This is a genomic window from Rhodonellum psychrophilum GCM71 = DSM 17998 (assembly GCF_000381545.1).
Classification (GTDB): Bacteria; Bacteroidota; Bacteroidia; order Cytophagales; family Cyclobacteriaceae; genus Rhodonellum; species Rhodonellum psychrophilum.
In genome coordinates this window covers 31,984-47,661 of record NZ_KB906697.1, presented here as the reverse complement: position 1 = coordinate 47,661, position 15,678 = coordinate 31,984, and the positions used below count along the sequence as shown (strand labels likewise).

General features: G+C 39.0%; 14 protein-coding genes. All 14 read right to left on the bottom strand.

Annotation, left to right across the window (positions count from 1 at the left end; genetic code table 11):
* Positions 1-130 precede the first annotated feature (130 nt).
* Complete coding sequence (locus F824_RS0123565) at positions 131-514, bottom strand: endonuclease domain-containing protein (protein ID WP_031327336.1); 384 nt, start codon at positions 512-514, stop codon at positions 131-133.
* A 624-nt stretch (positions 515-1,138) separates the two neighbouring features.
* Positions 1,139-2,773 carry a glucosamine inositolphosphorylceramide transferase family protein gene (locus tag F824_RS27055; protein WP_019600405.1) on the bottom strand — a complete coding sequence of 545 codons (1,635 nt, stop codon included), beginning with the start codon at positions 2,771-2,773 and terminating at the stop codon, positions 1,139-1,141.
* Between the two features lie 683 nt (positions 2,774-3,456).
* A complete protein-coding gene (locus tag F824_RS0123555) occupies positions 3,457-3,807 on the bottom strand; it encodes an STAS domain-containing protein (RefSeq protein WP_019600403.1) in 351 nt (116 codons plus the stop codon).
* A 31-nt stretch (positions 3,808-3,838) separates the two neighbouring features.
* The gene (locus F824_RS0123550) at positions 3,839-4,711 is read right to left on the bottom strand and encodes an ATP-binding protein (protein WP_019600402.1); all 873 of its coding nucleotides are present in this window, start codon (positions 4,709-4,711) and stop codon (positions 3,839-3,841) included.
* A 404-nt stretch (positions 4,712-5,115) separates the two neighbouring features.
* The gene (locus F824_RS27630; protein WP_139189922.1) at positions 5,116-5,430 is read right to left on the bottom strand and encodes a hypothetical protein; all 315 of its coding nucleotides are present in this window, start codon (positions 5,428-5,430) and stop codon (positions 5,116-5,118) included.
* Between the two features lie 67 nt (positions 5,431-5,497).
* Complete coding sequence (locus F824_RS27050) at positions 5,498-6,868, bottom strand: glycosyltransferase (RefSeq protein WP_019600401.1); 1,371 nt, start codon at positions 6,866-6,868, stop codon at positions 5,498-5,500.
* Positions 6,865-7,740 carry a class I SAM-dependent methyltransferase gene (locus F824_RS27045; RefSeq protein ID WP_139189923.1) on the bottom strand — a complete coding sequence of 292 codons (876 nt, stop codon included), beginning with the start codon at positions 7,738-7,740 and terminating at the stop codon, positions 6,865-6,867. Before F824_RS27045 ends, F824_RS27050 begins: the two co-directional genes overlap by 4 nt.
* A 17-nt stretch (positions 7,741-7,757) precedes the next feature.
* Positions 7,758-8,639: a glycosyltransferase family 2 protein gene (locus tag F824_RS0123535; RefSeq protein ID WP_031327262.1), complete on the bottom strand. Its 882-nt coding sequence runs from the start codon at positions 8,637-8,639 to the stop codon at positions 7,758-7,760.
* Positions 8,639-9,487 (bottom strand): glycosyltransferase family 2 protein, encoded by an 849-nt coding sequence (locus tag F824_RS27040; protein WP_019600398.1) that lies wholly within the window; start codon positions 9,485-9,487, stop codon positions 8,639-8,641. The genes F824_RS0123535 and F824_RS27040 overlap by 1 nt, the downstream gene beginning before the upstream one ends.
* A complete protein-coding gene (locus F824_RS0123525) occupies positions 9,477-10,481 on the bottom strand; it encodes a glycosyltransferase (RefSeq protein WP_019600397.1) in 1,005 nt (334 codons plus the stop codon). The genes F824_RS27040 and F824_RS0123525 overlap by 11 nt, the downstream gene beginning before the upstream one ends.
* The gene (locus F824_RS0123520; protein WP_019600396.1) at positions 10,468-11,460 is read right to left on the bottom strand and encodes a glycosyltransferase family 61 protein; all 993 of its coding nucleotides are present in this window, start codon (positions 11,458-11,460) and stop codon (positions 10,468-10,470) included. The genes F824_RS0123525 and F824_RS0123520 overlap by 14 nt, the downstream gene beginning before the upstream one ends.
* 53 nt (positions 11,461-11,513) lie before the next feature.
* A complete protein-coding gene (locus tag F824_RS0123515; RefSeq protein ID WP_019600395.1) occupies positions 11,514-12,653 on the bottom strand; it encodes a glycosyltransferase family 2 protein in 1,140 nt (379 codons plus the stop codon).
* Positions 12,646-13,758, bottom strand: a complete 1,113-nt coding sequence (locus F824_RS0123510; RefSeq protein ID WP_019600394.1) for a glycosyltransferase — start codon at positions 13,756-13,758, stop codon at positions 12,646-12,648. The genes F824_RS0123515 and F824_RS0123510 overlap by 8 nt, the downstream gene beginning before the upstream one ends.
* Before the next feature lie 98 nt (positions 13,759-13,856).
* Positions 13,857-15,632 carry an asparagine synthase (glutamine-hydrolyzing) gene (asnB, locus tag F824_RS0123505; RefSeq protein ID WP_236613250.1) on the bottom strand — a complete coding sequence of 592 codons (1,776 nt, stop codon included), beginning with the start codon at positions 15,630-15,632 and terminating at the stop codon, positions 13,857-13,859.
* Positions 15,633-15,678: the final 46 nt, after the last annotated feature.

Sequence of the window (15,678 nt, the reverse complement as noted above, 5' to 3'; positions counted from 1 at the left end):
CTACCCCCTAAATCCCCCTTCAGGGGGACCTTCGATCGGCAGATGATATCGTATTCGCAATCAAAAATTCGATTCTAAATAGCATCTGGATGCAACTCCCTCCCATCAAAAAGGAGGGCCGGGATGGGGTTTAAGCCTGGTGCGAATCAATAAACTTTGATATTTCGATCAATGTCAACTGGATATCACTCAAAATCATTTCATTCCCAAATCTTAATATTTCCAGTCCCAATTCATTTAATTCAAAAGTTCTACCCATATCATATTCCTTCTGATCCATAGTATCATGGATTCCACCATCGATTTCAATCACAAGCTTCAATTCATGACAATAGAAGTCAACAATGAATTTATGAATAGGATGCTGTCTTCTGAATTTTAAACCTCGAAAAGATTTTCCTTTTAAAGTTTCCCAAAGAATTTTTTCAGAAGGTGTTAGCCGCTTCCTAAGTTCCCTGGCTCTTTTATGAATTTCGGGACTTGCACCAAAGAAAAGATTGTCAGCGTAACTCATTTTCACCTCATTAATCTCTTTTGCGGGAGATGTTGATGCTTCAATATAAAAAGTTTAAATCTAAAACATTATTATGTCTACCCCCAAAATCCCCCTTCAGGGGAACCTCCGATCTGCAGACGATATTGTATTTGCGATCAAAAATTCGATTCTAAACAGCATTCGAATGCAGCCCCCTCTCCTAGAGGGGAGGGACGGGGTGGGGTTTAAACCCAACGTGAATCATTTTTACCCCCTAGATCCCCCTTCAAGGGGACCTTCGATCAGCAGACAACATTGGATTTGCAATTAAAGAACTCAACTCTAAACAGCATTCGAACGCAGCTCCCTCCCATAAAGGGGAGGGCCGGGGTGGGGTTTAAACCCAACGTGAATCATTTTTACCCCCTAGATCCCCCTTCAAGGGGACCTTCGATCTGCAGACAACATTGGATTTGCAATTAAAGAACTCAACTCTAAACAGCATTCGAACGCAGCTCCCTCCCCTAGAGGGGAGGGCCGGGGTGGGGTTTAAACCCAACGTGAATCAATACGATGAAGTCGTTTTGGTACAATAAAAGAATGAATTTAGTGGTCTGTGGGGAAACAGACCATATTAGTCTCTCTGAATCGCCATCAAACCCCTCATTTTCTGAAATAAAAATCAACAAAAACACGATTATCCATCACATTGAAAGTATGGATTCCCAGTGCTCCTGGGTTGATTTCGGGCCCGATGGTGGACACTATTTGTTCTTCATAGGCTGTTTCCGATAGCCGGACAATCTCGTTGATTCCCACCTGATGACCATATCTCAATCCCGAATCCTGGGAAGGCCGATAGGTTTTGCCTCCTTTGGAAAACAAGCGACCGGCAGGCCTGGAATTTCTTACATCTGAAACAATGGGATTGGCTGGATGTGCATGCCAGACTGGGTTTTCCAGCGTTTCAGACCAATAGAGGTTCAATTCATCAAAGGGAGAGCAGGCTACATGTGGCTTTTGGTTCACAAAAAGCCAGAATTTCCCACCTGACTTCCACAGGCTAGGATCATAGGCTTCCCCTTCGAAAAACACTCCTGTCTTTTCCCAAGAAAAAGGGAAATCGGAGGATTTGTAAACACACAATTTACCTGCCTCGGCAGATTCCGGAACCATGTAAAAATCGTTCTGCTCTTGAAAAACAAAGGGATAGGACAAGTGCCAGGCCTCTTCAAGGATTACAGCCTTTTCAGTCAATGTTCCCTCGTGCAGCTTCGCACAGCAAATATGTCCCTTCTGCTTTTCCTTGTCAAACTCCTCAAAAAACAGATAAGTATCTCCCTTATGCTCAATGGGAAAAGGATCCGCCCAAAAGGACTTCTGTGGTGCCGGATTGTCAAACAATCGAATCGGCTTTTTCTTCAAAATGGTCCAATCCTCATGTCCGGAAAATTCCAAACAGGCCATTTCCCAATGGGCCGGATATTGTTTTTCCCTGCGTTTCCGCAATGTGTTGCGGATGAAAAGCCGCCAACCCAATCCCAACATTTCTAAATTTCCCGGCGGTCGGTAAAGCGGCGGTGTGTAGTGGCCCGGAACATCCTGAAGCGCTTCTTTGGATGCCTGCCATTTTTCTTCTCCCATCAAAGCCAGATTTTTGATTTCCCTTGGTACAAAGAAGAGGCTTTTCCAAAAAACAGTGTTGGCATTTCTCTGGACGGAAAGCGGATCGGTCTGGGACCAGGAGCGGTAAATGACTTTTCCGTCGTCGAGTTTTTCGTTCAGGATCTGTAAAATGGAACCAGTGGTTTCCTCTCCCTGCATGACCTCCCAAAAACAAGGAGGGCCTCCCCTGTTCAGCCGGTTGTCTCCATGGTGAAAAGACCAGATTCCAAACTTGGGCAACTGGAGGATATCGCCTTTCAGGATTCTGAAACCGAGGCGGATGATCACATCCAAGTCTTGTGCCCGAATCCAATCAAGATCAGGGGCAGAAAAAGTATCGGTGAATTTCTGCTGGACAGGTTGGACCAAAAGCTCAGGCACCGCCCAATTGGGCAAGTCATTCAGGTTTTTGTTGGCGAAGGCATCGTGGCGATTTTTGAAAAAAAATCTGTCAATAACCCTGTATAGCCGATACAAAAATGGGGATGCGCTTCCCGACGATTTTGGGGACCGGTTGACAATGTTGAGCACAATTTCACCATAACCCTCCTCCCGAATCCGCAGCAGCATGTCAAATGCCCATGCCGGAATTTGCGGAGAATCGGTAAGGATTGCTATTTTCAGTTTTCGCATTTCATAAAACCTTGGCCTATTTCTTCACCTGTCCCCGTGGTCTGTGTCCTCACAGACCACTATTTATACTTCCTCCGTGGCCTGTGTCCTCACAGACCACTATTTATACTTCCTTCCCGTGGTCTGTGTCCTTACAGATCACTATTTATACTTCCTCCGTGGTCTGTGTCCTTACAGACCACTATTTATCACCCCCTAAATCCCCCTTTAGGGGGACCTTCGATTGGCTGACGATATTGTACTTGCAATCAAAAACTCCATTCTAAACAGTGTTCCAACGCAGCTCCCTCCCATCAAGGGGAGGGCCGGGGTGGGTTTTAAACCCGGTATGAATCAATACGCTGAAGTTGTTTTGGTGTAATAAAATAAAAAGTTGAAGGGTCTGTGAAGACACAGACCATGGTGGTAAATGGATCGTTTGATGGTCTGTGGGGACACAGACCATGGCATACCATGGACGGGATTTTACAATCAAAAACTCAATTCTAAACAACATTCGAACGCAACTCCCTCCCATCAAGGGGAGGGCCGGGGTGGGGTTTAATCCCAGCGTGAATCAATACGCTGAAGTCGTTTTGTGCAATAAGATAAAAAGTTGAATGGTCTGTGAGGACAGGGACCATGGTGGTAAGTGGATCGTTTGATGGTCTGTGGGGACACAGAACATGGCATACCATGGCTGATCAAAAGGACAATACGAAATCCTCCATTTCCTTCTCGCTGGAGAAAGAAACGAATTCAACGTGGGTTGCCAGCTTTTTTGGGCTTTTAATGGATTGCCTTACCTTATTGATCATTTGGATAACATCTGGAAAAAGAGAAATCATTTCCACTGTAATCCTGCTATTTTGTAACTGATCCACCGCACAAATCAATTGATGGGCAGCGGACCTGGAAATAAATTCAATCGAAGAGAAATCAAGTACGATATGGTGGACACCAGAAATACCAGAAAAAACTGAATCTACCGCAGACCTACTTGACACCTGCTTATCAAAAATTTTGCTTAGTGCTATTTTTCTTACCCTTTCCATGATTTCACAAATATAATGTAAAAAAAGCTATTTATTCAACATAATCATAAATAGAAAAACCTGACTTTAAACTCCTTAGCGGTATTCTAAGGTGTGCTAGCGTTCCTGGAAACTTTGTTCCAAAGTTCAATAACTTATAATTCAACAACAGCGCTTCTCCACTGATAAAGCTAAAATTACCTCCCATTCCATCTATCAGCATTTCTCTGGAAGTATGAAATCCAAAACCCCGCTCATCTTCTTTTTTGGTTGACTCACCTTTTATCATTTCTCCAATGGCAATTTTATCTGAATGGATGTAAGAATAGTCCTTTGGTCCGGAATAGCGCTGATAGGATGCCAACACGCCATACCCGGAATCACCCAGACATATATCTATAAAACGATCACTTGGATAATACTGAAAAGAAATCCAGCCATGAGAATGTAGGGAATGGTCCACAATATTATCCGAAAGTTCGGACAGCAGATAACTGACTCCGGAAAAAAAATTGGCATTGATTCCCGTAATACTTTTGATCATTTGACCAACCTGACTGATGAGGTTATTCCTGATTTGGGCTGATTCTGAATCCTTTTTCGTTCCAAACCTAATCAGAGGGAGAAAGGTTTTGTGTTGGTAGCCTTCAAGATGAATTTTCCAATCTTTTGTGGTATCTGGATCAAGCCCCTCTAACAAACAAATCGTTTCATGATAACTTGATTTTAAGGGATTGGGAGAAAAAATAAAGCCATTGTCTTTGACCAACTTTGAAACAAACAGAGATAACATTGGAGGACAAAAGTTAAAATGACTGAAATCAAAATGGTGAGTTTCCTCATCCCTGTCCCTCAAAAAATCCCTGATCAAAAGAATTTGATAACCAATGGTATGGTCCCACTTTGTGCTTCTAAATTGATTCATCCATCCGATGGGCTACTTTTTGTTTTGCTATTTTCGTGCCTCAGGAGGGATTCCCCGTGGTCTGTGTCCCCACAAACCACTGTTTATACTTCCCCCGTGGTCAGTGTCCCCACAGACCACTATTTATACTTCCTCTCCGTGGCCTGTGTCCTCACAGACCACTATTTATACTTCCTCTCCGTGGTCTGTGTCTTCACAGACCATTATTTACACTTCCTCCGTAGCCTGTGCCCTCACAGACCACTATTTATCACCCCCTAAATCCCCCTTTAGGGGGACCTTCGATCGGCTGACGATATTGTACTTGCAATCAAAAACTCCATTCTAAACAACATTCGAACGCCACCCCCTCCCATCAAGGGCCGGGGTGGGGTTTAAACCCAGAGTGAATCAATACGCTGAAGTCATTTTGGTGCAATAAAATAAAAAGGTGAATGGTCTGTGGGGACAGAGACCATGGTGGTAAGTGGATCGTTTGATGGTCTGTTGGGACATAGACCATGGTGGTGGGGTTTAAACCCAGAGTGAATCAATACGCTGAAGTCGTTTTGTGCAATAAAATAAAAAGTTGAATGGTCTGTGAGGACACAGACCATGGTGGCCGTGTTGTTATTGAATGGTCTGTGGGGACATAGACCATGGTGGTAAATGGATCGTTTGATGGTCTGTGGGGACACAGACCGTGGCAGATCATGGTAGCCCATGGTAGCCCATAACATACATTGGGCGCAATTTTGCAATCAAAAAACTCAATTCTAAACAACATTCGAACGCAGCCCCCTCCCATCAAGGGGAGGGCCGGGGTGGGATATTTTGAGCCGCAATGGACCGTAAAACCCCCTCATACTCCTTTGCGATCTTCTCGATATCAAACCTCTCTATGGCTTCCTGTCTGGCGGCGGTGCCCAATTCGGCCATACGGGTGGGATGCTGGATGGCATGGTGCAGCTGCTGAACCAGCGCGGCTACATCTTGGGCTGGGAAGGTCAGTGCATTTTTTTCTGGGGTGATGGCTTCGAGGTTCATGGGAATGGCGGATGCGATGATGGGAATCCCGGACAGCATCGCTTCTACCAAGGCACCGGAAAAACCCTCGAACCAGGAAGGGAAGACAAAGCAATCCGCAGTATACAGCAATCCAGAAGGATCAGGTACACTTCCAGGCAGTTTTACACTGTCCTGAAGATTCACCGAATGGACCAAATCTTCCAACTGCTTCCTGAAAATCCCCTCCCCATAAATCGTCAGCGTACCATCCGGATACTGCTTCCTGATCTCCGAAAAAGCCAAAATCAACTCTTGAAAGCCCTTCCGCTCCAACAACCTCCCATACGAAATGAAGTGCCGGATGGCTGAAACCCCCAGTCCATGGTCGGTGTCCTCACTACCACCATGGTCTGTGTCTTTACTATTACCATGGTCTGTGTCTTCACCACCATGGTCTGTGTCCTCACAGACCATTCTTTTTTCTTTTTCACCGTGGCTTGTGTCTTCACAGGCCATTCCCTTATCTTTATTTGGTTCAGCTTGGGGAGTGGGCTTGGTTTCGGTCTGTGGGGACCTGCCTGCCGGCAAGGCAGGCACAGACCGAGGTGACGACTCAGGCCGAAGTGGTGGAACTTCCCGACCCCGGTAAACCACCGAGACTTTCTCGGGTTTGATGCCCAAAGTCTTCACATGTGCATCTACCAGCGATGCGGCATTCGCGATCCAATGGACGGGAATTCCCGAAGTCAGTCGATCCAAGCCATGCACCATCCTGTGCTTCCAGCCTTTCTTTTCCGAACGCGCAGCCTGACCATAACTGTCATTCACCAAGGTTCCGATCAGGGGAACGCCGGTCAGCCACGAAGCGATCCTGCTGATGATATCCGCTCTCCAAAGGCTCGAAACCAAGAGGTCGGGCTTTTCCTTTCGGATCAGCTGCACCAACTTTCTGATGGCCATGGGGAAATGATACGATTCGGGAATGTCCAAAAAAAAGAGCCGTATCCCGGCCCTTTCGTATGCTTCCTTTAAATCATGCTTGGGATAAAAGTAAGCAAAGCAAACTTCAGTCTCCGGCGAAAATCGGGAAAGGATTTCCAGATGGCTCCGCTCGGCACCGGCATTAACTAGGGCGTCTTGTGTGAAAAGGATTTTCAAGCGTTTATTCAATCAAGTTTTACTTTTTTGAAATATTTTTTATTACCATTTCCTATTGGATTAAAAAATAGTCTTAAGTGAGAAAAATTCTTTCTTACATTCAATAAAGACTCTACAATATTATGCGGGATAAACTTTTTATATTTGGCGTAATTACTACCCTTTTTGCCAATCTTGTTGACCAATGAATTATCCCAAAGAATATGCTCGTAATCAGATTGCTGGGGTGTTTTAGTGAAAATTGGTTTTTCTTCAATTCGCTCTGCAATGTAAAAAAGAAATGATTCTTTAGAGTTTTTTAATTTGACTCTGTCTTTGACGAATAGCGGATCACTTACCTCAAACACTGTACTATTCAGCTCAGAAAAAAATAGGTACATTTTAATAATTCGGAAACCATTTTCCTCAGAAAAAACCCTATAAAATAGTTCTGGGCTAAATTGATAAAACCCATGACCCAAAAAATTATTGGAAGGCGTTACTCCAATTAAATGTCCTCCAGGTTTGACCATTTCCATGCAATTTTTTATCGCTTGAGGGAAATTAAATATGTGTTCAAGCGAGCCGCTGTCAATAACAATAGAATACCTTTTTTTCCAATTATCTAAAATCGGCAAATTCATATCATGAATAAGAGTTGCATTTTCATAAGATGAAGCATCTATTGAATCGATTGTGGATGCTCCTAATTTTTTAAAAAAATTTTCTGAATAGCGGCTGTCCCTAGTCATTATTTGATCAAACTCCGATGAAGAATAGCCAAGTCTATTGAACAGGTTTTGAAATAGTATGAACGAACCATTCAAATGTTGCCGACCGATTGTGCAAATTTCCGAAAAATCAACACCAAAATCTTTACTTTTAATCAACAACTGGGTTGTCATCAAATTGAATCCCATATCTATATATCGATGGTTTTACCTTTAATACCTTTTAAATAATGCACGAATGCCAAAAAAATCATTCTGAAATTCTGAAATCCATAACCAAAACCATAGCGAAACCCATAAAGTGCTTTTCCAATCCATTTTTTTATTAGTTGGTTCCTCATAGATTTCAAGGTTAAACTGTCTGATATTATCAATAAATTTCTCAGACTATAATATTCTCTTGCAAGATTTGACTTTTTGGAATAAATCGGCCTTTCAAATTCCAGACGATTATGCAATTTTCTTGCCTCCAGAAATAAACCGCAATCCACTACAATTGAAAATCCCATTCTAGAAACCTTTAAGCAAAAATCCAATTCCTCAAATCCAAAAAACAAATCTGGATTTGGAAAAACTTTTGCTCTAGCTACTTCTCCCTTCACTAGCATACACATTCCACCCGCCACATAATCCACTTCGATCCAATCTTTTTTTTCAAGCAATCGAGTCTGAACGCGTTTGATCACTCCTTTTTTTCTATCAAAAAATTGACCTACAGAACCCAAAACTCCGCAGTAAGGATTTTCATTCCTGATTGCCAATAAACGTTCAAAACAATCTTGTCTGAAGGGAGGATCATTGTCATCTCCCCAAAATATCCAGTCGGCTCCTTCTTTACCACATAATTCCAAACCTTTTCCTGCAGCTCCCGCAGGACCTGAATTATGTCCCATCCTAAAATACCTAAGTCTGGAGTCTTGAAGGCTTGCAATCATATGATCAGTTTCAAGTGATTCAGAATTATCAATTATCCATAAAAAATCAGGTGGCCAAGATTGTGAAAAAATATTTTCTACCGAATCTACTAAGATATCAGGTCTGTTGTATGTAATTATGAATCCTCCTAAAACCACTATAAGTTAATTTCTTCTTTATATATCTTTTTTGACAGGATTGGAATCCAAGAAATGCCTAACCGTATTAATGTAGAAAACTTATACGGCTTAATTTTCAAAGCAGCGTATAAATGGGAACGGGCATTATTGTAAATTTTTAATCTCATTAATATAACTCCAATGATCTGATGATAAAGAAATTTTACATGAGTGCTTAAAGTATCATCATGTTTTTCCAATATGTAAGATATGGAATCAATAATATTTTGAAGATCTTTTGATCCCCCATTTAAATTGTCAAAATATTTGACTGTTGCTTTAGGAATAAATCCTTCTTTAGCTTGAATCAAATTAATCCTATGAAACAACTCAGTATTTTCGGAAAATTTTAATTTGGCATCGTATCCTTCGGTTTGATAAAATAATGTTTTTCGAATAGAAAACGCTCCTGCAAGTCTGGGGTGGTACTTTCCTATTTCAGGGATTTTTAATTGAATTTTATGATTTTTAACCAATTCAAAACCGCTTACCCATACATCAACTGAACTGTCAGCTTGAATGGAGTTAAAAAATAATTCCAAAGACTCTTCTAATAATTCATCATCCGAATCCAAAAAAATCAACCAATTTCCTAGAGCAAGACTTGCTCCATTATTCCGTGCTACCGATACCCCTAGATTCTTCTGTACAAAAGTTCTCAAATGCGGAAAAGAAAGAATGATTTCTCGAGTATTATCAGTAGAACCATCATCCACAACAATAATTTCCCAAGAGGTATAGGTTTGGCCTATTACCGAATCTATCGCTCTTCCAATAGTAGATGCCCGATTGTAGCTCGGAATAATTATGGAAAATTCAGGATCCAAAATGCTGCTTCAATTGTTTGAAATGAACTATCGCTGTTTTCCTTTGATGAAAAAATGCTTTCATCCGGGCTTCCAAAATAGTAAAAGCCAATTGTTCCTCCTGACCTTGGGGATTTCCATTCCAACGAATGCTATATTTTAGATATAAAAGCCAAGACTTAAATTCCTCTACACAATAGTGAATTATGAACATGCCCATAGAGCGAAATGATTTAACAAAGTAGAACTCGTAAGGAAACAAAAAACCTGCACTGCCGGAAATCCCCCGCTTTAAACGAAGGTAATACTCCCATGTCAAACGGGAGGCAGGAAGCTGATGGTAAAACTTCAGGTCTTCAAAATAAGCTATTTTATAACCTAAAAGTTGCATCAATGCACACCATTCTACATCACCTCCTGAAATTAAATCTGCTCCGGTTCGATCAGATAATATAGGACTAAATCCATCTTGAAAAAGAGTTAACAATGGTTGTTTAAGGTAAACAGAGCAAGCGCCATAAACGAATTCCAACCGCTTTTGCGGGGTACTTGATCCCAATTGTGATCCTACTGCAAAACTGGAAGAATACCGATCAAACCACTCGGGTTTGGCGCCTAAAAATTCAGGAATACCTTGACTACCTAAAACTCCGATTTGAGAATTTTGGGAAAGAAAGTGAGCACAGTTTGCCAAAAAATCAGGAAATAGCACATTATCATCATCACAAAAAAGTACCCATTCAAAGTGAGCTGATTTTAATCCTGTTAATCGGGCGTAAAGGAGACCAGCTTTAGGTTCCGTAACCAACTTCCAATTACCAGATTGAAAATTTCGACTAAGAAAATCATTTGCGAATTCGCCCGTCCCATCAGTGGACGAGTTTTCTACAACGATCAATTCGAACTCCGGAGCAAATTTCTGCGAGATTATGGAAGATAAACAATTAGATAGCCTAGATAGGCCATTAAAAGTACAAACAACAACACTGATGCCTAACACTTTACAAAAGGTCATTAAGTAACTGATCTAACTTCTTAATATCCACATAAATATCTGCCTTTTGGACATCTTTTGAATTTGCCTTGTTTAAGGTATAATAATATTTGTGATCCAAAGCTCTTGCTAAATTAAAATAACAGTTATTGATGGTGGACACATTTGCTTTCAACTCAACAACAATTGAGTTATCGGGCATAAACAGCATATTAGTAAGTCCGGCCCCGTGATTACTGATCACGAGCTTAGATTTTGACATTAAACGGCGTTGTTCCTCAAATGAAAATTTTTCTGCGATAATAATTTTAAATCCTTTCGATTCAAGGAAATTTTTCAATTCTTCTTCATTCAATACTTTTCGTCTTGAACTTAATTTCCTAGAGATGTAAATCAACTCATCTTTCTTTAAATTAAACTCATCATTCATCCTAAAAAAATTTCTAACTAATTTAATTTGATCAGGATCAAATGCACATGATCTTAATCTGGAAGTCATTATTAAGTCTTTCACTTTAAAACTTGAATAAATTCCAAATTCAAAAATCTTAAAGGGAAATATCTGAAGAGTCTCTTTTATATAATTAAGGTCTAAATAGTAACTAGGTAATAAAATAGGATAATTCTCCCAGTATTCCTTTGCAGTAAGGCACCTAGGCAACAAATCAGTTAGAAAATGAAAATAACCTTTACTCCAAGTATCTAACACCCACACACCTTCTGGTATTGTATATTCAACAATATTAAATAGTGGTTTCAAAAAAGCTATAATTTTTGTTTTTAGATTAACACCATGTGTATGTACATAATCATTTTGAATCAATCCATTTTTATAAACATACCTTTGAATTACTCTCGCATTACAAACTATTTTTATATGAATATCTTTATTTATACTATATAAATCGCTTTTGAAATGAGATAAATCATTATAATCAAAATTCTCAGGAACATGTCTTATATTTATAAAACTATTCTTTATTATATGTTTATTTTTCAATATATTTATAAATATAATTTATAATTATACTAATAAAAATTTTAAATATAATATTAAATTCTCCAAAATTTATTGTATAATTTAATCGAATAAATATCAGTTAATTTATTAATTAACCCGCCCAAAAAGAAACCATATAATTTTCGATTAAGATTTTTTTTTGTAACCCTAAAAACAAAATACATGCTTTTTTTAACGTTCATCTCATCTTTGTACAGCTCTCGAAAAAACAATTTAAAATTAGGTCTAGCTGAATCTAAAACATTTTCAAGATCTTCTTTAGAAGAAAAATATTTAAATGTCAAATAAGAACACATCTCTGAAAAATCAGAGATTTTTATTTTTAGTTTTAGTTCAAATTTTTCTTGCTTAAAGAGAATAAGTGAATCGGAAATTTTACCCTGTAAAATACTAACACCTAAACACCTAAGCAAAATTATTTTAATTGGGAAACCTTCATTAATCGGATAGTATTTATTGAAATCTGAATGGATATTTATTCTTACGTCATGCTTATGACCTCTGAAATAAACAGTTTTAAGTGCTTCATACATTCTAAAAGCATCTCGACTCATCGAATTATCAACATAACGATAAGCCACTAAAGAGTCCGGAATAACGTGTATGGAATATCCTGCTTTAACAATTCTTATCCATAGGTCCCAATCCTCAGCACTTTTTAAATTTTTATCAAATACTCCTACATTTTTTATAATTGATTTTTTTATTATAAATGCAACAGGTGGTGCTATATTTCCACTTAAAATATCTAATAATTCAAAAGATTCCTTTTTGAAATTAACATTTTGAATTGATTGGCTATTTTTAACGTGGTGGTATCCTGTAACCAATACATTTACATTAGGAAGTAAGGCCTGTTTTGCTCTCGAGTAAAAAAAAGGTAAAACCCAATCATCCGCATCCAAAAAGTGAAAAAAACTACCTAATGCAACTTCCATCCCAGCATTTCTTGACTCAGACAATCCAAGGTTTTTTTGATGGATTACTTTGATATTTTCCCAATTATCAGAATAATTATTTGCAATTTGTGCAGTATTATCCTTACTACCATCATTGATAATAATAATTTCCAAATCTTTGAAATCCTGTGATAGTACAGATTCAACAGCATCCGAAAGATAATGCGCCTGATTATAACATGGAATAATTATGGAATAAAAAGGATTACTCATTCTCGATCAACTGAATATACTTTCCACCCATGATTTCCATTGAAAATAGTTCTATTACTCTTTTTTTATTTTGCATTCTATTTTCTTCTAACTTATGATGATCAGTTATCATAGATGTTATTTTTTTTGCAAAGCTGACAGGATCTTTTGGGGGAACCAAAAATGGGTAGTCTTCCCCAAGAGCTTCTCTTGCTCCTAAGATGTCAGTAGCGACGATTGGCAAACCAGCAGCCATTGATTCCAAAATACCATTTGGCAATCCTTCTTTAATTGAGCTAAAAACTGCCAAATTAGCAGATGCGAGCAAAAACGGTACATTTTCAACTTCTCCAAGAAATATGACTGATTTTTCAAGTTTATTTTCAACAACATAAGCTTTTAATTTTTGATAGGCATCTAGTTTCCTTCCAGCAAACAGCAGTTCAACTTTTTCTTGCCCAAATTCAACTACTACTAAATTCCAGGCTTCCAAAATAGTTAAATGATCTTTATAACCATGTAGATTTGCAATTTTGACCACTCGGTACTTGTTTTTTTTATCTTCGGAAAACCCCGAGTTTTCAGGGATTTTGACACCATTATGAATTATAAATATTTCCTTTTCTGTATGTTTTTGCAAAAACAACTTCCCTGGTTTACTATTGGAAATAATCTTCGAGGCTAATATAAGTCCCATTTTTTCCAGCTTGATCCCTTGAAACATAATTCCGGAATCTCTCTGATTCCAAAAGCATTTCTTAACTTTCATTTTTTGAAACCAATTACAAAAAATTATATTTGCAGGATAAGTAAATGGAATAACAGTATCAATTTTTAAAAGTCTGACTTTCCATATCAGCTTAATCAAGAACCTATACTTTCTTGCTTTTCCAAAAAGACTATTTTCAGGATTTAAAATCAATTTTTCCTGAAAACCCCAATGAATAGTATCTATTCCTGCCCTTTTAAATCGTTGAAGTCCAGTTCCTTCTTCTGAACCAAAAGCACCTACAATTATCTCATAACCATTTTCTTTAAGGTGTTCCGACAGGTACAAAGCCTGAGTTTCGGCCCCTCCCACTGCAAAACGATGCAAAGCGATTAAGATGCGTTTGTTTGATTTCATCTCGTTTTACTTTTCTTTATTGTGAAGAACGGAGATAGAGTGCTGCACTAATGATTATTTTCACAATTACCGATGAGATTGATAAGTCGCAATGACTATTACTTGTTTTGACTCAACCATTCCTGAAGGAATACCAAAAGCCATTGTTGACCTGAATGTGAACCGTTTGCGATTCTTTCCAATTCAGTAGGTTTAAAAAATGTATCCAACCCGTTACCGGAGGAAAGCAATCTGTCTTTTAACTCTAGTCTGGATTTTACGGTTTCACCAAACCATTTTTGAATCGGAATAGCAAAACCCATTTTTTTTCTGAATGCAAATTCATCCCCTAGATCTTTGGCTACGATTTTTTTTAGTAATTGCTTACCAATCCACTCTCCAGAAGATTTATTGATATTAAACTTCTCGGGAATTTGAGAAGCCAATTCGACAACTCTTAAATCTAACAAGGGAATCCTCACTTCGAGGCTATGCATCATGCTTGCGATGTCAACTTTGGTCAGGATATCATAAGGAAGATAGGTTCTAAAATCCAGACTTTGTGCCCTTTGATAATGGCTGTATTCTTCAGATTCTTTCCATATCTTTTGATGAATAGCATCTGTATGTGTGAATTGATCGGAAAACTCTGGTTTCCAAAGGTGGGATCGCTCCCCGGGTCCATAATATTGTATATAGCGCTGCCAGTCAAAAAGTTTGGAAGTTCTTAACGGATATTTATTTGGGAAAACCGAGTTCATTAAAGGATATAATCCCTTTTTATAGGCTGGAAGATGCTCAGGAACCGGAGATAAATGCCTTGACCACCGGTTTGAGTAGCTCTCATATCCAGCAAATAGCTCATCTCCCGCGTCGCCGGAAAGTGCCATGGCTACATGCTTTCGGGCTAATTGGGAAACATAATAAGTTGGTATAGCCGAAGAATCTCCAAAGGGTTCTCCATAATGCCGGACCAAATCCGGAAGAATCGACAATGCATCTGCTTTTACAATGGCTTCATGGTGATCCGTTCCCCAATGCTTGGATACTTTTCTGGCATATTCCAATTCTGAATATCCTTCCTCTTCAAAACCAATACTAAAAGTCTTAACAGGCTTTGCCATCATTTGGGACATGTATCCAACAACAAGCGAAGAATCAATGCCCCCAGACAAAAAAGCTCCGAAAGGAACATCTGCTACCAAATGGGAATTGACAGATTCTTTTATGGTTTCCTCCAACGCTTCCATCCAATCCTTTTCAGTTCTGGACTGATCTGGCTTGAAGTCCAATTGCCAGTACGAATTGATTTCTTTGATCTCTCCGGAAAAACTTACAAGCATATAATGCGCCGGAGGTAGCTTCCTTACTTCTCTATAAATTGTATTAGGTGCAGGGATATACTGATAGGCCAAATATTGGTCTAAGCCCGTCAAATCAATATCCCAGTTAATTTCAGAAATTGGTTTTAAAGCTTGGATTTCGGAAGTAAAGGCAAATATTTCGGAATTATGGGCGTAAACCAGGGGTTTTATCCCAAAATGATCACGGGCTAAAAACAATTCTTTTTTAAGAATATCTAAAATACCAAAGGCAAACATCCCCCTAAAATGCCGGACACAATCCTTTCCCCAATGCGCATATGCTTGCAATACTACCTCTGTATCTGAAACTGTAGCAAAGGAATATCCTTTTTGTTGCAAAGACTTCCTAAGTTTTTTGTAATTATATAATTCTCCATTATAGGTAATCCATAGCGTCTTTTCAGAATTAGATAAAGGCTGTTTGCCTCCTTCTAGATCAATAATTGAAAGTCTGCGTTGACCAATTCCAACATTCTCAACACAGAAAGTACCCTCGCCATCAGGACCACGATGTTTGGTTAAGGCAAGCATCTCAACCAAGACCTCCACATTTACCTGACTCTTTCGATTAATTAAA